The organism is Pseudoalteromonas rubra (assembly GCF_005887115.1).
Classification (GTDB): Bacteria; Pseudomonadota; Gammaproteobacteria; order Enterobacterales; family Alteromonadaceae; genus Pseudoalteromonas; species Pseudoalteromonas rubra_F.
The window spans coordinates 112,632-129,936 of sequence record NZ_PNCJ01000019.1; the positions used below are offsets into that span (position 1 = coordinate 112,632).

General features: G+C 46.2%; 18 protein-coding genes and 1 tRNA gene. 3 read left to right on the forward strand and 16 right to left on the reverse strand.

Annotation, left to right across the window (positions count from 1 at the left end):
• The first annotated feature begins 39 nt into the window (after nucleotides 1-39).
• Together bioA and CWB98_RS14800 are read left to right on the forward strand one after the other, a co-directional pair.
• The gene (gene bioA / locus CWB98_RS14795) at nucleotides 40-1,329 is read left to right on the forward strand and encodes an adenosylmethionine--8-amino-7-oxononanoate transaminase (RefSeq protein ID WP_138545559.1); all 1,290 of its coding nucleotides are present in this window, start codon (nucleotides 40-42) and stop codon (nucleotides 1,327-1,329) included.
• 174 nt (nucleotides 1,330-1,503) lie between these two features.
• Nucleotides 1,504-2,841 (forward strand): KamA family radical SAM protein, encoded by a 1,338-nt coding sequence (locus CWB98_RS14800; RefSeq protein ID WP_125717577.1) that lies wholly within the window; start codon nucleotides 1,504-1,506, stop codon nucleotides 2,839-2,841.
• A gap of 67 nt (nucleotides 2,842-2,908) precedes the next feature.
• Here the strand turns inward: CWB98_RS14800 and CWB98_RS14805 are convergent, their stop codons facing one another.
• Nucleotides 2,909-3,343, reverse strand: a complete 435-nt coding sequence (locus tag CWB98_RS14805; RefSeq protein WP_046004386.1) for an AAA family ATPase — start codon at nucleotides 3,341-3,343, stop codon at nucleotides 2,909-2,911.
• A gap of 361 nt (nucleotides 3,344-3,704) precedes the next feature.
• Between CWB98_RS14805 and asnS the strand changes: the two genes are divergently transcribed.
• Nucleotides 3,705-5,102 carry an asparagine--tRNA ligase gene (gene asnS, locus CWB98_RS14810; protein ID WP_054015032.1) on the forward strand — a complete coding sequence of 466 codons (1,398 nt, stop codon included), beginning with the start codon at nucleotides 3,705-3,707 and terminating at the stop codon, nucleotides 5,100-5,102.
• A 53-nt stretch (nucleotides 5,103-5,155) separates the two neighbouring features.
• On the opposite strand, the gene CWB98_RS14815 is transcribed toward asnS, so the two are convergent.
• The 15 genes from CWB98_RS14815 to serC all read right to left on the reverse strand — a co-directional run bounded on the left by CWB98_RS14815 (nucleotide 5,156) and on the right by serC (nucleotide 17,241).
• A complete protein-coding gene (locus CWB98_RS14815) occupies nucleotides 5,156-6,373 on the reverse strand; it encodes a glycoside hydrolase family 18 protein (RefSeq protein WP_138545560.1) in 1,218 nt (405 codons plus the stop codon).
• A gap of 152 nt (nucleotides 6,374-6,525) precedes the next feature.
• Entirely contained in the window at nucleotides 6,526-7,143 is a 618-nt protein-coding gene (locus CWB98_RS14820; protein WP_138545561.1) for an FKBP-type peptidyl-prolyl cis-trans isomerase, read from the reverse strand.
• A 154-nt stretch (nucleotides 7,144-7,297) separates the two neighbouring features.
• A complete protein-coding gene (locus CWB98_RS14825) occupies nucleotides 7,298-7,666 on the reverse strand; it encodes a hypothetical protein (protein WP_138545562.1) in 369 nt (122 codons plus the stop codon).
• 51 nt (nucleotides 7,667-7,717) lie between these two features.
• A tRNA-Ser gene (locus CWB98_RS14830) sits at nucleotides 7,718-7,808 on the reverse strand.
• Between the two features lie 121 nt (nucleotides 7,809-7,929).
• Nucleotides 7,930-8,301, reverse strand: coding sequence for a hypothetical protein (locus tag CWB98_RS14835; protein ID WP_138545563.1), 372 nt, complete (start codon nucleotides 8,299-8,301; stop codon nucleotides 7,930-7,932).
• Between the two features lie 176 nt (nucleotides 8,302-8,477).
• Entirely contained in the window at nucleotides 8,478-8,915 is a 438-nt protein-coding gene (locus CWB98_RS14840; protein WP_138545564.1) for a nucleoside deaminase, read from the reverse strand.
• Nucleotides 8,916-9,045: 130 nt separating this feature from the next.
• The gene (locus CWB98_RS14845) at nucleotides 9,046-9,459 is read right to left on the reverse strand and encodes a hypothetical protein (protein WP_138545565.1); all 414 of its coding nucleotides are present in this window, start codon (nucleotides 9,457-9,459) and stop codon (nucleotides 9,046-9,048) included.
• A gap of 226 nt (nucleotides 9,460-9,685) precedes the next feature.
• Entirely contained in the window at nucleotides 9,686-10,396 is a 711-nt protein-coding gene (gene pyrF, locus CWB98_RS14850; protein WP_138545566.1) for an orotidine-5'-phosphate decarboxylase, read from the reverse strand.
• Between the two features lie 33 nt (nucleotides 10,397-10,429).
• Nucleotides 10,430-11,581 (reverse strand): lipopolysaccharide assembly protein LapB, encoded by a 1,152-nt coding sequence (lapB, locus tag CWB98_RS14855; RefSeq protein ID WP_138545567.1) that lies wholly within the window; start codon nucleotides 11,579-11,581, stop codon nucleotides 10,430-10,432.
• Nucleotides 11,578-11,841 carry a lipopolysaccharide assembly protein LapA domain-containing protein gene (locus tag CWB98_RS14860; RefSeq protein WP_138545568.1) on the reverse strand — a complete coding sequence of 88 codons (264 nt, stop codon included), beginning with the start codon at nucleotides 11,839-11,841 and terminating at the stop codon, nucleotides 11,578-11,580. Before CWB98_RS14860 ends, lapB begins: the two co-directional genes overlap by 4 nt.
• Nucleotides 11,842-11,856: 15 nt before the next feature.
• A complete protein-coding gene (gene ihfB / locus CWB98_RS14865) occupies nucleotides 11,857-12,147 on the reverse strand; it encodes an integration host factor subunit beta (protein WP_046004371.1) in 291 nt (96 codons plus the stop codon).
• Between the two features lie 58 nt (nucleotides 12,148-12,205).
• The gene (gene rpsA, locus CWB98_RS14870; RefSeq protein ID WP_010384522.1) at nucleotides 12,206-13,873 is read right to left on the reverse strand and encodes a 30S ribosomal protein S1; all 1,668 of its coding nucleotides are present in this window, start codon (nucleotides 13,871-13,873) and stop codon (nucleotides 12,206-12,208) included.
• A gap of 96 nt (nucleotides 13,874-13,969) precedes the next feature.
• Nucleotides 13,970-14,677 (reverse strand): (d)CMP kinase, encoded by a 708-nt coding sequence (gene cmk / locus CWB98_RS14875; RefSeq protein WP_138545569.1) that lies wholly within the window; start codon nucleotides 14,675-14,677, stop codon nucleotides 13,970-13,972.
• 204 nt (nucleotides 14,678-14,881) lie between these two features.
• On the reverse strand, nucleotides 14,882-16,159 hold the full coding sequence (gene aroA / locus CWB98_RS14880; RefSeq protein ID WP_138545570.1) for a 3-phosphoshikimate 1-carboxyvinyltransferase: 1,278 nt from the start codon (nucleotides 16,157-16,159) through the stop codon (nucleotides 14,882-14,884).
• Entirely contained in the window at nucleotides 16,159-17,241 is a 1,083-nt protein-coding gene (serC, locus tag CWB98_RS14885; RefSeq protein ID WP_138545571.1) for a 3-phosphoserine/phosphohydroxythreonine transaminase, read from the reverse strand. The genes aroA and serC overlap by 1 nt, the downstream gene beginning before the upstream one ends.
• Nucleotides 17,242-17,305: the final 64 nt, after the last annotated feature.

The window sequence follows — 17,305 nt, forward strand, 5'->3', positions numbered from 1 at the left end:
TAACATTGTCAACACGGACCACTCAAGCAAGGTTTACAAGTGAGCAATATTAACGCGATTGATTTAGCCTTTGATAAAGCCCATATCTGGCACCCCTACACCTCCATGCAGGATCCTCTGCCCGTTTACCCGGCAAGCCATACCCAGGACAACCGTATCCACCTGGAAACAGGCGAAGAATTAATTGATGGTATGGCATCCTGGTGGAGCGCCATTCATGGCTATAACCACCCCGACATTGTCACTGCAATTACTGAGCAAGCAGGCAAGATGAGTCATGTAATGTTTGGCGGACTGACCCATGCACCAGCGGTTGAGTTGTGTAAAAAGTTGGTTGCCATGACCCCGGCCCCCCTCAATAAAGTGTTCCTGGCAGACAGCGGATCGGTTAGCGTTGAAGTGGCGATTAAAATGGCTCTGCAGTACTGGCTGAGCCAGGGCCATACACGCAAAACTAAACTGATGACAGCGCAAAAAGGCTATCATGGCGATACCTTTGCCGCCATGAGTGTGTGCGATCCGGTGAATTCTATGCACAGCATGTATCAGGGCTTTCTGCCGGAGCATGTTTTTGTGCCAGCACCCTCCGGGCGCTTTCATGAACGGGCATGTGAAGAAGAGCTTGCGCAACTTGAAGCGTCATTTGCAGCCCATCATCAGGAGGTTGCCGCATTTATCATTGAGCCTATCGTACAAAACGCCGGCGGGATGAACTTCTATCACCCGGATTACCTGAAAAAGCTCCGCACACTGTGCGACCAATATGATGTTTTGCTGATCCTCGATGAGATAGCGACCGGCTTTGGCCGTACCGGAAAATTATTTGCCTGCGAGCACGCCGACATTAGCCCGGATATTCTGTGCCTGGGTAAAGCCCTCACCGGCGGCACCATGACACTGTCGGCAACGCTCACCACAGATGAGATAGCCATTGGGATCAGTCAGGGCGAAGCCAAAGTACTGATGCACGGCCCCACCTTTATGGGTAATCCGCTGGCCTGCGCTGCTGCAAATGCAAGCCTGACCCTGCTACAAAGTAATGCCTGGCAACAACAGGTCCAGCGCCTGGCAAATAGTTTAACGTTGCTCGAGCGTTGTAAAACACTGGAGGCAGTGCAGGATGTCAGAGTGCTGGGCGCAATCGGGGTGGTTGAAGTAAACCGCACTATAGATGTGGCAAAGATACAGCGCTTTTTTATTAAAAAAGGCTTGTGGATCCGCCCGTTTGGCAGGCTGATTTATCTGATGCCTCCGTATATCACACCGGATGAAGATATCGCGCAGCTGGCTGATGGGGTTTATGACGCCATCGCACAGAACGCGTACTAGTTTTCCTCAGCACAGCTAAAAAGTGCGACAATAAAAGCGAAATTGGCACTTTTTTTGCCAATTTTGCAATTATTTAAGATATTTCATCGTTTGTACCTGAAATCATTTCATGGCTTTGTTAGACTAGGCGACTTTGATTGTAAATTTCGAAATAGAGTTGAGAATCGAGTAACTATGCAACAAACCGTCAAATTGCAGCCAGCTGAAGCTTATCAGCCACCGCGCTTTACTGTTTATCAACACCGTCAGATTGATAAAATTGAGCAACTTGAAAAACTGCCTGAGCACCTGCGCTTCCAGATGAAGGTGGTTGCAAACGTTTTCCCTTTCCGCGTGAACAACTATGTTATTGATGAACTGATTGACTGGGACAAAGTACCTAACGATCCCGTTTTTCAGCTTACTTTCCCGCAGCGTGGCATGCTGGACGACGAGTCGTACGAAGAAATGGCCGCACTGCTTAAGCGTGAGCACACGCCAGAAGAAGTTTTTGAGCTATCAACCAAGTTAAGACAAAAGCTTAATCCGCATCCAGCCGGTCAGATGGACAAAAACGTCCCCACCTTTGACGGTGAGCGCGTTGAGGGTATTCAGCACAAATACAAAGAAACCGTGCTGTTCTTCCCGGCACAGGGCCAGTACTGTCACTCTTACTGTACTTTCTGTTTCCGCTGGGCACAGTTCGTTGGTAAAGCAACCCGCTTCAACAACAACGACGAAGATCTGCTACACAGTTATCTGGAAGAGCACACAGAAGTGACCGATCTGCTTATGACAGGCGGTGACCCTATGGTAATGCGTACTGTTAAGCTACGTAAATACCTGGAAGCGCTGAAAGAGCCGCGCTTTGATCATATTCGTACTATTCGTATTGGTACTAAGTCTCTGACTTTCTGGCCATTCCGTTATGTGACCGATCCAGATGCGCAAGACTTGTTAGCCCTGCTTAAAGAGCTGGTCGACGCCGGTAAGCATGTGTCTATTATGGCGCACGTTAATCACAAACAAGAGCTACGCACTGACATTGCCAAAGAAGCGATTAAATTGCTACGTAAGACTGGTGTACAGATCCGTACTCAGGCACCTTTGCTTAACCACCTCAACACCGACCCTAAGATGTGGTCTGAGATGTGGAAAGAGCAAACACAAATGGGCATGATCCCTTATTACATGTTCATTGAGCGTGATACCGGTGCAAAGCGTTACTTTGAATTACCGCTTTACAAGACCTGGGAAATCTTCCGCGATGCCTATAAAGAAGTATCGGGTGTGAGCCGCACAGTACGTGGACCTTCCATGAGTGCCGGACCGGGTAAGGTTGAAGTTTCTGGTGTAACAGAAATCAACGGCGAAAAAGTGTTTGTATTACGTTTTATTCAGGCCCGTAACCCGGATTGGGTGCAAAGACCTTTCTTTGCCAAATACGATGAAGAAGCGACCTGGCTGGATGGCCTTAAGCCGGCATTTGGCGAGGAAAAATTCTTCTGGCAGGACGAATACGAAGCCATGTAAGGGTTCAAGTTACAAGAAAGCCGACAACGTTGTCGGCTTTTTCTTTTCAGATAATCGCTTATTGCAACTACCACTCAAACATATAGGCCATTTTACTGATGGTTCTCAGTGCCACACCATGCGTGTTACGTTTGGCATATAAGTGCTGCATTGACTTATCTTTCACTTCGCCGACTATCACTTCTTTGACCTGATACCCCATCGCCTGTGCTGCACTGGTGTAAGCAACAAACTCCCAGCGCTTGATATTGGTGTTATCAGCTATCACCAGCGGGATCCCCTCAGCTAGCGCATTGATAAAGCGTGCCAGGTTCAGATTATGGTATTCCGGCAGTCTGAACTTTTCAAAATGATATTCGCCCTGCTCATTATGAAAGTAATCATCAGTTGAACAAATGATGAATTGCGTTTCGTCACCTGCTACCAGCTCATCTGCCAGTGCGTAAGCGTAATGTGTTTTCCCAGAGCCAGGTAATCCCCGTAATATAAATGCCTGTTTCATCTATTGAACGACTTATATCCAGTTTTTCTTAGTAGTAGAAGGATATAATGCCATAAATTTTGCATTTAAGTAATTCATCAGACAAAAGGCCGCGCTTTTTTAGTGTCAGCCCTTCAATCTGATCGCACTTTTCCACAACAAAACGTCATATTGCGCAAATATCAATCAATAGTTTTGCACTGACCGCAGCCAAGTGCAAAAAAGCCCAAAGAAATTACCCTGCACCCGCATTTGATGGTTTTTTTATGCGTCTATCGCAGGTAAGATACGACATAGCTGACTGCGCAAAAAGCGTGGTCATGGCAGTGAGTTAAACAACACACGCAACAGACTAATTATAAATAATCATTTTGGAGTAAAGATGAGCCACACAGCGATAACGGAGCTACTAGCAGGCACCGTTGCGGTAGACAGCCAAGTTACTGTAAAAGGCTGGATCCGTACACGACGCGATTCAAAAGCGGGTATTTCATTCCTAGCCGTCCATGACGGTTCTTGTTTCGATCCTATTCAAGCCGTAGTCCCTAATTCGCTTAATAATTATGAAGAAGTGACTCGTCTTACCGCTGGCTGCTCTGTGGCCGTGACCGGTGTTCTGGTGGCCTCTGAAGGTCAGGGGCAGGCTTTTGAAATTCAGGCTAACAAAGTAGAAGTACTGGGCTGGGTTGAGAATCCGGATACTTACCCGATGGCAGCAAAGCGTCACAGCATCGAATATCTGCGTGAACATGCACACCTGCGTCCACGCACCAACGTTATTGGCGCGGTTACTCGCGTTCGTAACTGTTTGTCGCAAGCTATCCACCGTTTCTTCCACGAAAGAGGTTACATGTGGATCAGCACTCCTATCATCACAGCAAGTGACTGTGAAGGTGCCGGCGAAATGTTCCGTGTTTCTACACTGGATATGCAAAACCTACCACGCACAGACAAAGGCGACATTGATTACAGCGAAGACTTTTTTGGCAAAGAAGCTTTCCTGACCGTTTCTGGTCAGCTGAACGGCGAAACGTATGCCAGCGCCATGTCAAAAATCTATACGTTTGGCCCAACGTTCCGCGCTGAAAACTCGAATACCTCGCGTCACTTGGCGGAATTCTGGATGGTTGAGCCGGAAGTGGCGTTTGCCGATCTGGACGACATTGCAGCCCTTGCCGAAGACATGCTGAAATATGCCTTTAAAGCGGTATTGGAAGAGCGCCGTGACGACATGGAGTTCTTTGCACAACGTATCGAAAAACAGGCAATCACACGTCTGGAGTCCTTTATCGACAAAGACTTCGCACAGGTTGATTATACCGATGCGATCGAGATCCTGAAAAACTGTGGTAAGAAGTTTGAATTCCCGGTTGACTGGGGCGTAGATCTGCAATCAGAGCACGAGCGTTACCTGGCAGAAGAGCACTTTAACGCGCCGGTTGTTATCAAGAACTACCCGCGTGACATCAAAGCTTTCTACATGCGCCAGAACGAAGACGGCAAAACCGTTGCCGCAATGGACGTTGTTGCACCGGGCATCGGTGAAATCATCGGTGGCTCTCAGCGTGAAGAGCGTCTGGATGTGCTTGATAAGCGTCTGGAAGAAATGGGTCTGGATAAAGAAGACTACAGCTGGTACCGCGACCTGCGTAAATACGGCACAGTGCCGCACTCAGGCTTCGGTCTAGGCTTTGAGCGCCTGGTTGCTTATGTAACCGGTATGGGCAACGTCCGTGACGTTATCGCCTTCCCGCGCACCAAAGGTAGTGCAACTTACTAATCTGATTTAGTTTTAAAAAGCCCCGCTTGGGGCTTTTTTTATGCCTGTTGGACTTATTGGGCTACAGCATAGTTCTGGCACGCACCCAATTCGGTGTACCTGTGCGCATGCCCTTCAGTCATAGGTGTAACACCATGCAAAGGACCACCGTTAACCCGCCAGTTTTTTCCTGCAAAGCTCACGACATCTCCTGTGTGGTACACACTCGGGTAAGCTTGCCAGGACTCGGCACAAGGCTGGCATTTAGGTAGAACGTCCCCAATGGCATCCAGGAGCTTATTCTCACCGCGCGCGTCCTGATGCAGCTCCCAGATAAAAATGCCCGGATAACCATTGTCGGCAACAAACTGTGACTTGGTACGCACCAGCTCCGGTGTCTCCCAAAAATGCAGATAGTTATCCAGCTCATAAAAGCCCGCGTTGTAATCAACGCCAAGTCCGTCAACAAAGGTTTCGACAATGTCTCGTGCCGTATAAGTCATCACAGGGCCACTCACCCCGTCTGGGAAGGACTTATTATAAAAAGGAATACCTAAGCTGGTTTTACTCACGTCATACTTAGTGATCATGCTTTGGCTCCACTGTGCAGGATTAACCAAGCCATCGTGGATATAAGACCAGGCGGCATGGTGGTTTTTCGGTGAGCCACCCCAGCCGCCGGTATAGTCATAAGCCATGAAGCGTATGTAATCGGCATGCTCATCTAAGTCCGGGTGGAAGTTAATCCCCGACCAACCACCGGCCTGAACATCAACACTCACTTCAAGATGTGCGGGTAATGCGGCTCTGAGATCTTTGACCAGGTTAAGCAAATAACCGCTCTCTACCGGGTTTGGCTGGTTGTAGGTACTCCAGTCTTCCCAGTCGACATCGATACCGTCCAGGTTGTGCAGCTCAGCGTAAGCAACCAGGTTTTTTACCAGGTTGGCCCGTGCCTGCTCATCCATAGACAGAAAGTCGACGCCGGCACCGCCTACTGAGATCATGACGCCTGTGTTGTTAGCATGGGCATGTGCCACAATATCATCAATATAGCGATCAGCTTCAAGTGTATTCAGCGTACCATCGGCATTGGGATAGGCAAATGCCACTATAATATGGGTGAGCTTATCGGTAGCCAGGTCCTGAACATCCAGTTGACCTCCCGCAGGGTAATCCCAGGTAGAATAAAAGCCTTCAACTCGTGGACAGAAAGCCTCTTGTGCCCATGCAGACTGCATTGACAGGCCAGATATAGCCACAGCTAAAGTAAGACAGGTTTTCTTAAACATAACGTGCTCCATGTTGTATAAATATTAAACACAACAAATATCACGTTAACAAAAAATTTAAAATTGAAGATTTATAATAATGGGAGAGAATAGCCAAGCACTGCAGGGGTAAAAGTAAAGGCCGCTAACATTAAACGGCCTCTGGCGTTAGATTATAGTACTTCTAACAGCTCAACATCGAAGATCAATGTTGAGAAAGGTGCGATTGATGCACCGGCACCACGCTCGCCGTAGGCAAGGTCGTGTGGTACATACAGACGCCATTTAGAGCCAACAGACATTAGCTGTAGTGCTTCAGTCCAACCTTTGATTACGCCATTTACTGGGAACTCAGCAGGCTGACCACGCTCGTAAGAGCTGTCGAATACGTTACCGTTGATCAGAGTACCGTGGTAATGAACACGAACAGTTGAATCAGCTGCTGGCTTGTCGCCTTCACCTGTTTCGATCACTTCGTACTGCAGACCAGACTCAGTGACTGTGATTTCAGCGCGCTTGGCATTTTCTTCCAGGAATGCAGTGCCTTCAGCAGCCAGTACTTTAGCTTCTTCTTCACGACGCTGTTGAATTTCTGCATTGATTTTTTCGAATGCAGCCTGGATCTCAGGGATCTCGACACGGAATGCTTCACCGGCGTAGGCATCTTTCATACCTTCAAATACCGAGTTCAGGTTCAAACCTTCAAACGGGTTAGACTTAAGCTGCTCACCCATTTGCAAACCAATACCATAACTTGCCTTTTCAGCATCTGTGTTGAATAAATCTGACATATTAGATCCACTTATTTATCAGTTTAAAAGAAGCGGCAGTGTATCACAGCACACAGATGACTAACAGGGAGGCGAATAACTTTATAGAAACAGCAGGGTTGGAGGTAATGTGCAGGCAGCCTGACTGCCTGCGACTATAGCCAGTAGCTTGCGCCTATTGCGTTTTGCTGTAACTTTTCTGTTTGAACTCTCTGACGATGAAAGTGGCAAACGGTAAACTGAGCGTCAAACCTATGATTAGCTCGCTACTATAACCCACCAAACGCTCGGTGAAATAACAACCAAAGCCAACTACGCCAAACACGGAAATAACAGCACCAGCAATCATAGGGAATAACTTTTCATACTTGGTGATGATGTGACCCACCAACAGGTTGAAGGCAAAAGTATACAACAAAGTTATCCAGATACTGGGATACTCCTGACCATCAATTGCCAATACCAACGCAGCCTGCAGACCACTTAAATAGAAGAAACTGAAAATCACCCATAACGAACTATGAATAACAACTTGCTTAGTCATCACTGCCTCCTAACGAAAAAAACCGCCGTATAGGCGGTTTTGGGAATGAGGTGGCGGAGAGATAGGGATTTGAACCCTAGATACGCTATTAACGTATGCCGGTTTTCAAGACCGGTGCTTTCAACCACTCAGCCATCTCTCCGTTGTTGGCGCGCATTCTATTGTGCTGCGGCGTAAATGTAAAGTCTTAATTCAAGATTTTGCAAAAGTAATACTTAGTTGGTTATCTTTCATTCATTTTGCTCACTTTTAGGGGTTAGCGGCTAATAATACTGCTTTGGTCTTCTCGCAAACAGTGCACCGATTAGGCTCACCCCAACACATACGAGTATCACAAAAGCCATATCCACGATGCCCTGCGTTGGATCAATGACTGGAAACAGATGTTCAATGAAAATAGGAATGACAGACATGACCGTCACACAACTGAGCACCTTAAATGCACGACTAAAGTCAAAGCGTCGACTGTAACTCATCCAACTTGTTAAAATAAGCAGGAAGCAAGCTGGCGATAATAATGCTAGCCACACCTCGCTAATGTGCGGCAGTAAGATACCAGTAGAAACACACCCTAAAATACCCCAGACAATCCAGGTCCACCAATTCTCCCGTTCTTTTAAAAATAGATTGCCCATTACTATTCTTCTTATAATTGTGTTCTGAGACTGCTAAGCTTTAGCCTAACAAATATTCAGGTCACAAAACAACCGCAAGACGAAGAATTAGTGGACTAAGTTCCTTTTTTAATGACGTACATCATAGTCTCAAAGACCTGCCTGCTGTCGAGATAAGGGATTCACTTTCGATAAAGTCATTCGCCTATGTCTTCATTCCATAAGTCCGGGCGAGCTTTGATAAAGTCTTCCATCATAGTGATGCACTCAGGAGCCTGGCGGACATCTAACTCTACGCCATGTTCACGAAGTAACGCTTCATTGCCCATAAAGTTTTTATTTTCCCCTATCACTACTTTCGGTATACCGTAAAGCATGACAGTTCCTGAGCACATTGGGCAAGGCGACAATGTGGTATATAATGTACACTCTTTATATACCGCAGCGCTCAAACGGCCAGCATTTTCCAGAGCATCCATTTCGCCATGTAGCACTGTGCTGCCCTTCTGAACTCTCTGGTTATGCCCACGTCCAATTATTTGACCTTTATGGACCAGAACAGAACCAATCGGGATCCCTCCTTCATCAAGACCCTTTTTCGCTTCTTCAATCGCGGCCGCTAAAAATTTATCCATCGTTGCACTCCTGATGTTGATTACTGCATATTGAAGACCCTGTATCCTCAATAACACTCAAATTAGCACCCAATTGAGGACAAAATAAGAATAGCCCAACTCTGGATTCGGTGATGCCATCAGAACAAAATTAACGTTGCACCTGATACCTGTATTGCTGGTTCAGTTGTTGAGCCTGCACATCGTCAACGACTCCTTGTTTGTTCAGTACAGCAATAATTGAACCCGGTTTTCTGGCCAGGTTGACTGCAATCTTATCAATCCCTGTATTCCCTTTATATTGCTCCAGCACCTGCGCTATATCTTTTTCTGACCAGGGTAAACCGTAATTTTTCGGTAGTCCTTTCTCAAGGTTTTCTTGCTGCTTTTGAGCCAAGGTTCTCTTTACCTTTCTGGCCTTTGGCTGCCACTGTAAAGACTGGAAAAGCGCCCTAATCACGTCTGGGTGATTATAAGGCGATTGAGCGGGCAGGATTTCTCCTGTGATGGGATCAATGCCATTAGCCAGGCCATGCACTATACTGGCCACTTGTTGCTGGTCCATATCAGCTCCTTGATGTTGATACCAATGCGTAAATTTCCTGTAACAATATCAGTGTAGCAGACTAATAGATATTGGGTCGTTTTTTCTACTCTTGATCAAGTAACCAACGCAATATCGATCCAGAGGTGACCTAGGAAATGAGGTAGCTGCCCTAGCTAAAAGGGTTAGAACAACAAGACCAGCTCCCTGAAGTTAGCTGGTCTGAGAAGTCGTATTTGGTTTGGGTTTAAAGACCTTTAATTGACTCGTTGATGGCGCTCAGGGCCTGAACAGGATCGGCTGCCTGGGTAATAGGTCTGCCAACCACAAGATAGTCACTGCCCGATTTTATTGCCAGCTCAGGTGTCATGATACGTTTCTGATCTCCGGCATCACTCCCCGCCGGGCGGATCCCAGGCGTAACCAAACAGAAATCATTACCTAATGCAGCCTTGAGTGATTGCGCCTCCTGAGCAGAACACACTACACCGTCCAGCCCTGACTCTTTTGCCAGTTTGGCTAAGTAAAGCACCTGTTCTTGAGGGGTTTTGTCCACGCCTAATTTGCTGAGCTGTGCCTGATCCATACTAGTCAGTACTGTTACTGCAATCAGTAAGGGAGCTTTGTCTCCATAAGCCTCAAGTGCTTGTTTGGCTTTGCTCATCATTTCAGTGCCACCACTGGCATGCACGTTAACCATCCATACGCCCAACTCAGCTGCTGCTGTGACAGCCTTTGCCACAGTATTCGGGATGTCATGAAACTTCAAATCAAGAAATACGTCAAACCCTTTATCGATCAGCTTTGAGACAAACTGAGGACCGAAGTAGGTGAACATTTCTTTTCCAACTTTTAGTCGACATTCATTCGGAGAAAGCTGAGATACAAATGCCAGCGCGGCAGCTTCATTGTCGTAATCCAGTGCAATAAGCACCTTTTTCATTTCAGTGTTTGACATAGTTGACCTATTTCACCTTTTAACATGTCGATTTTAATACCCGTCCACACCCTGGCTTGGCAGTATTGACTCCCAAGATTTACAGGAAGGACATAACCAATAGAGTTTGTGGCTGGTGAAACCACAGTTGCGACACTGGTAGTCTGGTTTTGTTGCTACATAGGCAGACACCAGGTTGTCTACTTCATTTAATACAGACTGAAACTTGTCTTGTCTGTGCGCGAGCAATTTAAGTAAAAAACTGAAACCACGAATTGATGGTTCTCGCTTTAACGTGTCTGTAAGATATTCAACCGCTTGCTCTGTGTGACCCGCTTCCACAAGACCTTCGCAATGCTTTATTTTCACAAGCACACCACTGGCTTTAAGTAAATCATTTACCAGCGTATAAAATTCATGCTCAATATTAAGACGTTGGTAGCAAGTTTGCAGGTCTTGCAATACAAGCGGGACGGCACAGGGAAATTGTGAAACTAGCTTACGCCAATAATAGATGGCTTTGACATTATCCTCTTTTCCCAGTGCATCGTGGCCTAATTCGTAGAGCGGCCTGATTGTCGTCTTTGGTAATTTGAGTGCTCGCTCCAAGTACTCCGTATCACATTGTTCCAGCGAAGGGCTATCAAGAGCAGCTTCGCAATAGAAATTTGCAATTGCTGCACAATAAGCTTGCTCGGTAAACAGATCTGAATGGCTCTCATACATATTGACGCCTTTCTGCCATTCACGCGTTTGTGAGTAAAGCTGAATAATGGGCGTGAGTGCTTCTTCATAATCTGCTTTAACCAACTCGACTAAATGCTCTTCGGCACTGTCTAACAAACCTGCCATGATATAATCTTCGGCAAGAGCAAGCTTGCAAGATTGAATAACGTGATTATCCAGGCTGGGTTGTTTGAGTAAAAGTTCGTGAATACGGATGGCTCGATCTAGCTCCCCCCTTTTGCGGAATAAGGTGGCGAGTATGAGGTAGTGCTCAACGGAGTCAGCACTGACCTCTAATAATTTTATCAGATGCTCAAGGCCCTGATCTTCTTCTCTATCTAAAAGAAACTTTAATCCTTTGCTGTATTCCGAAGTGATTTTTCGGTTTTGTTCATGAGCTTGATTCTTAGCGCTGTTTTTCCCCATGACGTAGCCATAAGCAGCTGCTACCGGAAGCAATAGGAAAAGTAACTCAATCATTTATTGCTTTGCACTTGCGCCGAATGATTGGCTCTCTGCTGCTGGCGAATTTGCCGTTTTAACTGCGTTATTTTGCCAATGCCAAGTAACAACCCTAGCACTAAACCAAAGACCACGCATAGACTCATTAAACTAGCCAACGGCACTTCTGAACTGGCGATGATATAATCTACTCTAACCAAAGCTGGGTTTTGTGTTCCCAGTACAAAAGCGATTATCACCAGTACCAAAAATAATCCTTTTCTTACTACCTGGATCAAGCGTTACCTCATTATTCAGCTTTCAAGACTGGCGTTTACGCGGTCGCGAAGTTCTTTACCAGGTTTAAAGTGAGGTACATACTTTCCATCCAGCTCTACAGTTTCACCAGTTTTAGGATTACGGCCCGTACGAGGTGACCGATAGTGGAGTGAAAAGCTGCCAAAGCCGCGGATTTCGATACGATCCGAGCTTGAAAGTGACCCTGCCATTTGCTCTAAAATCTCTTTTACCGCATTTTCAACGTCTTTGACTGGAACGTGAATATGTTGCTCAGCAAGTTTTTCGATTAGTTCTGACTTTGTCATAGCGTTTCCTTTAGATAAAAAAGAAGGGCAAAAGTGCCCTTCTATTCAAGACTGAATATTAGTCTTTTTGAGCGTTTTTGAAAGCTGCAGCCATTGCATTTTCAAATGCTGGCTCTTCTTTCTTCAGCTTCTCAAGCGCTTCTTTCTCTTCAGCTTCGAAGATAGCTTTAACAGATAGGCTGATAGTACGGTTCTTACGATCAACACCTACAAATTTAGCTTCAATTTCGTCGCCTGCAGAAACAACGCTAGTTGCGTCTTCGATGCGCTCTTGTGCGATGTCAGCAACACGGATGTAGCCTTCAACGCCTTCGATAAGCTCTACAGTTGCGCCTTTCGCGTCAACGTCTGTCACTTTACCTTTAACAATAGCACCTTTTTTGTTTGCGTCTAGGTAGTTATTGAAAGGATCAGCTTCGATTTGCTTAACGCCTAGAGAGATACGCTCACGCTCTGGGTCAACCTGAAGAACGATTGCAGAGATCTCGTCGCCTTTCTTGTATTCACGTACAGCTTCTTCGCCTGGCGTGTTCCAAGAAATGTCAGACAGGTGTACAAGACCGTCGATACCACCGTCAAGACCGATGAAGATACCGAAATCAGTGATTGACTTGATCTTACCAGTAACTTGGTCGCCTTTGTTCTGTAGACGAGCAAATTCCTGCCAAGGGTTAGCTTTACACTGCTTAAGACCAAGAGAAATACGACGACGCTCTTCGTCGATTTCAAGAACCATCACTTCAACAGTGTCACCTAGTGAAACAACTTTTGAAGGGTGGATGTTCTTGTTAGTCCAGTCCATTTCAGATACGTGTACCAGACCTTCTACGCCTTCTTCGATTTCAACGAAACAACCGTAGTCAGTTAGGTTAGTAACACGACCAGTTAGCTTAGCGCCTTCTGGGTAACGACCAGCGATAGCTGCCCAAGGATCTTCGCCAAGTTGCTTAAGGCCTAGAGAAACACGTGTCTTCTCTTTGTCGAACTTAAGTACTTTAACAGCGATCTCGTCACCAACATTTACGATTTCACTTGGGTGCTTAACGCGCTTCCAAGCCATGTCAGTGATGTGAAGTAGACCGTCAACACCGCCCAGATCTACGAACGCACCGTAGTCTGTAAGGTTCTTAACGATACCTTTAACTTCTTGACCTTCAACAAGGTTAGCCAGCAGCTCTTCACGCTCTTGTGAGTTTTCAGACTCGATAACAGCACGACGAGAAACAACTACGTTGTTACGCTTCTGGTCAAGCTTGATTACTTTGAACTCAAGCTCTTTACCTTCAAGGTGTGTTGTGTCACGTACTGGACGAACGTCAACAAGTGAACCAGGTAGGAATGCACGGATTGAATCAACTTCAACAGTGAAACCACCTTTAACTTTACCGTTGATGATACCAACAACAGTTTCTTGTTCTTCACAAGCTTTCTCAAGGCGGATCCAAGCTTCGTGACGCTTCGCTTTCTCACGAGAAAGAATAGTTTCACCGAAACCATCTTCGATTGCGTCTAGTGCAACATCTACTTCGTCGCCAACAGCAACTTCTAGTTCACCAGCAGCATTTTTGAATTGCTCTGCAGGGATTGCACTTTCAGACTTAAGGCCGGCATCAACAAGAACAATGTTGTTCTCGATTGAAATAACTGTACCTTTAACGATAGAGCCTTGCTCTGCTTCAAAACCCTTTAGGCTTTCTTCAAATAACTGCGCAAAATTTTCTGACATACTAAATACGTCTCATAAATAAACATTCCAATTAGCAACCATGCTGCATGGGGTGGTTAATATAACGTCGGCGTCCTGCCAACGCAGTAAAAATATCTAGAACGATGCGGGCAATTTGCCGGAGGCAATCGCCTCTTGAACCAAAGTGGTTACTTTCGCAAACACTTGTTCAGCATCCAGTTCTGTTGTATCGACCACGATAGCGTCATCCGCAGGCACCAAAGGCGCGACTTTGCGGTTCATATCACGGTCATCACGAGCTTCAATCTCGCTTAAAAGACCATCTAGTGTAACATCCAGGCCTTTATCCTTCAACTCCAGATAACGACGCTTTGCACGCTCTTGTGCACTGGCTGTTAAATAAATTTTCAATTCAGCTTTTGGGAAAACGATAGTGCCCATATCTCTGCCATCGGCAATCAGACCACTTTCACTGCGAAATGCTCTTTGGCGACGCAGTAGCGCTTCACGAACCCGGGGTAAAGCGGCTATTTTTGACGCGGCTGCGCCCACTTCCTCATTACGGATGGTATGTGTAACGTCCTCACCTTCAAGGATCACTTTAATTTTTTTCGTAACGCCATCGATTGGAAACTGAACATCCAGATTCGCGGCCAGAGGGACTAAAGCCTCTTCGTTATCGAGTGCAATATGATGATGAATAGCGGCCAAAGATAAAACGCGATAAATAGCGCCACTATCCAACACGTCCCAATCGAGCTTTTCGGCAAGTAAACGACAAACCGTTCCTTTACCTGAGCCGCTTGGACCGTCTACGGTGATTACTGGCATTGCAGCCTGCATTTAAACCTCCCGAAATGCACACCAAAAATTAACGGCAGTATTATACGCAAGTTTGCTGAATAGATCCTTATTGACATGTAACTTTTTGTTTGATTTTAAATTTACAGCGTGAAAACGCACTCTGGCAACCTGTTCATCGGGAACAAGTTACCAGAGTGCGGACAAATATCAGTTATCTAAAACGACTAAACAGCCAGTTCGATGTTACTGACTAACCGAAGACAAAACGTCAAAATAAGTTGGAAAGGTTTTCGCCGTACAGCCGGGGTCGTTAATGATCACATCCACCCCACCTACTGCCACCATTGAAAAACACATGGCAATACGGTGGTCATTATAGGTATCGATCTCAGCCAGGTGAAAAGCCTCAGGCGGAGTGATTTCGATGAAATCGTGCCCTTCTATCACCTCAGCACCAACCTTTTTAAGCTCCGTTGCCATCGCGTACAAACGATCCGTTTCTTTCACACGCCAGTTATAGATGTTGCGAATTGCTGTTTTGCCTTTTGCAAACAAGGCAACGGTCGCCAATGTCATTGCAGCATCAGGAATCGCGTTGGCGTCAATATCAACCCCGTTGAGTTCACCTTTACGTACCACCAACTTTTCGTCATGCCAGTCAATAACCGCACCTACTTGCTCCATCACAGAAGCAAAGCCGATATCTCCCTGAACACTCTTACGCCCGACACCATTGATTTCGATTTCACCGCCGGCGATGGCAGCTGCGGCAATAAAGTAAGATGCCGACGATGCATCCCCTTCAACCATGATACTGCCTGGAGAAACATAACCCTGCTGGCCTTTAACATGAAATACCTGATAGTTATCATGCTCAACCGTGACGCCAAACTGCGCCATTACACCCAGTGTGATGTCTATGTAAGGTTTTGAAACGAGCTCACCTTTGATGCGGATGGTTGTATCCTTTACAAAAAGTGGAGCAGCCATAAGCAACGCGGTTAAAAATTGACTTGATATACTTCCGTCTATTTCAACATCACCACCTTCAATTGCTCCTCCATTGACCTGCAGTGGTGGGTAGTCTTTATTTTTCAGATATTTTATGTCTGCGCCTAAGGTATGTAATGCATCAACAAGGTGGCCAATAGGACGTTCCTCCATTCTGGGTTCACCTATCAAGGTGAACTGGCCCTTTGATGCCGCCAGTACGGCAGTCAGTGGCCTGAATGCAGTTCCCGCGTTACCCAAAAACAAAGCTTCAGACGGTGTTTTGAAACGTCCACCCTGACCATACACACGAGCAGACGTCTTATCCGCACTTAACTCAACATTCACGCCCATCTCTGCAAGTGCTAACAACATATGACGAATATCGTCACTGTCGAGCAAATTATTCACCTCTGTCACACCATCACACAAGGCCGCCAGTAATAAAACCCGGTTTGACAGGCTCTTAGATCCCGGCAAGGTAACGCTGCCGTTCACTTTGTTAATCGCGTTTAGCCTGAGTTGCTCCATCAGCTATTCTCCCGGGCAAATTTTTCCATAAATGCGATCAAGGCTTTGATCCCCTCTATAGGCATGGCATTGTAGATACTGGCTCGCATGCCGCCTACAAAACGGTGGCCTTCCAATGCAATCAGGCCATTTTCCTGCGCTTGTGTCAGAAACTTTTCATTCAATGTCTCATCGTGCAGCCAAAATGGTACATTCATCAAGGAGCGACAGTGTTTAGCAACTTTGTTCATATAGAAAGACGAGCTGTCGATGTAATCATACAGAAGCGCTGCTTTCTCTTTATTGTGTGCTTCCATCGCCTTAACACCACCAATTGACTCCAGATATTTAAAGACCTCAGCGGCCAGGTACCAGGCAAACGTAGGTGGCGTGTTGTACATACTTTGCTGTTGCGCTTCAATCGCGTAATCCAGAATTGCAGGTCTTGGCAGGCCTTTTCGTTCAAGCAGAGTCTTACGCACAATTGCAATACTCAACCCTGATGGACCAATGTTTTTCTGTGCGCCAGCGTAAATCAAATCAAAGTCATCCACGTTCATTTCACGCGACAGAATATTAGATGACATGTCTGCGACAATCGGCGCGGTTGGATGCTTTGGTACCTCAAATAACTCTATGCCATCAATGGTTTCATTAGGGCAATAATGAATATATGCTGCATTTTCAGGTAAATCCCACTGTGACACAGGCAGTACATCAAAAACGCCATCCTGATCGCGACGAATATCAATCGCTTCAACCTGAGTGAACTTCTGACCTTCTTTGGTCGCCCCGCAGGACCATATACCATTTTCAATATAAACACCGGGCGCATCATCCAGGTGCAGATTGAGAGGCACTGCCGCAAAATGGCCGCGACCACCACCGTGCATGAACAGCACTTCGAATTCATCCGAGATATTCATCAAACGGCGCAGGCTTGCTTCGCATTCGCGTGCCAGTTCTAAAAACGGTGCCGAACGGTGGCTGATCTCCATCACAGAGACCCCCAGGTTTTGCCAGTTAATAAATTCTTGTTGGGCTTTTTTCATAACAGCAGGTGGCAACATTGCCGGCCCTGCACAAAAGTTATAAACGCTCATAGTTTCCTCATTCCAGTTTTTATACTGCACCAGGCAGTGTACTTAATTATTTTTTATGGACACA

Excerpts from the sequence above, each read along its gene's own strand:
- CWB98_RS14845 (WP_138545565.1), bottom strand. The coding sequence starts at position 9,459 with ATGGACCAGCAACAAGTGGCCAGTATAGTGCATGGCCTGGCTAATGGC.
- CWB98_RS14815 (WP_138545560.1), bottom strand. The coding sequence starts at position 6,373 with ATGTTTAAGAAAACCTGTCTTACTTTAGCTGTGGCTATATCTGGCCTG.
- asnS (WP_054015032.1), top strand. The coding sequence starts at position 3,705 with ATGAGCCACACAGCGATAACGGAGCTACTAGCAGGCACCGTTGCGGTA.
- CWB98_RS14835 (WP_138545563.1), bottom strand. The coding sequence starts at position 8,301 with ATGGGCAATCTATTTTTAAAAGAACGGGAGAATTGGTGGACCTGGATT.
- CWB98_RS14820 (WP_138545561.1), bottom strand. The coding sequence starts at position 7,143 with ATGTCAGATTTATTCAACACAGATGCTGAAAAGGCAAGTTATGGTATT.
- CWB98_RS14805 (WP_046004386.1), bottom strand. The coding sequence starts at position 3,343 with ATGAAACAGGCATTTATATTACGGGGATTACCTGGCTCTGGGAAAACA.
- CWB98_RS14825 (WP_138545562.1), bottom strand. The coding sequence starts at position 7,666 with ATGACTAAGCAAGTTGTTATTCATAGTTCGTTATGGGTGATTTTCAGT.
- cmk (WP_138545569.1), bottom strand. The coding sequence starts at position 14,677 with ATGCAGGCTGCAATGCCAGTAATCACCGTAGACGGTCCAAGCGGCTCA.
- lapB (WP_138545567.1), bottom strand. The coding sequence starts at position 11,581 with ATGATTGAGTTACTTTTCCTATTGCTTCCGGTAGCAGCTGCTTATGGC.
- serC (WP_138545571.1), bottom strand. The coding sequence starts at position 17,241 with ATGAGCGTTTATAACTTTTGTGCAGGGCCGGCAATGTTGCCACCTGCT.
- pyrF (WP_138545566.1), bottom strand. The coding sequence starts at position 10,396 with ATGTCAAACACTGAAATGAAAAAGGTGCTTATTGCACTGGATTACGAC.
- rpsA (WP_010384522.1), bottom strand. The coding sequence starts at position 13,873 with ATGTCAGAAAATTTTGCGCAGTTATTTGAAGAAAGCCTAAAGGGTTTT.
- aroA (WP_138545570.1), bottom strand. The coding sequence starts at position 16,159 with ATGGAGCAACTCAGGCTAAACGCGATTAACAAAGTGAACGGCAGCGTT.
- CWB98_RS14840 (WP_138545564.1), bottom strand. The coding sequence starts at position 8,915 with ATGGATAAATTTTTAGCGGCCGCGATTGAAGAAGCGAAAAAGGGTCTT.
- CWB98_RS14800 (WP_125717577.1), top strand. The coding sequence starts at position 1,504 with ATGCAACAAACCGTCAAATTGCAGCCAGCTGAAGCTTATCAGCCACCG.
- ihfB (WP_046004371.1), bottom strand. The coding sequence starts at position 12,147 with ATGACAAAGTCAGAACTAATCGAAAAACTTGCTGAGCAACATATTCAC.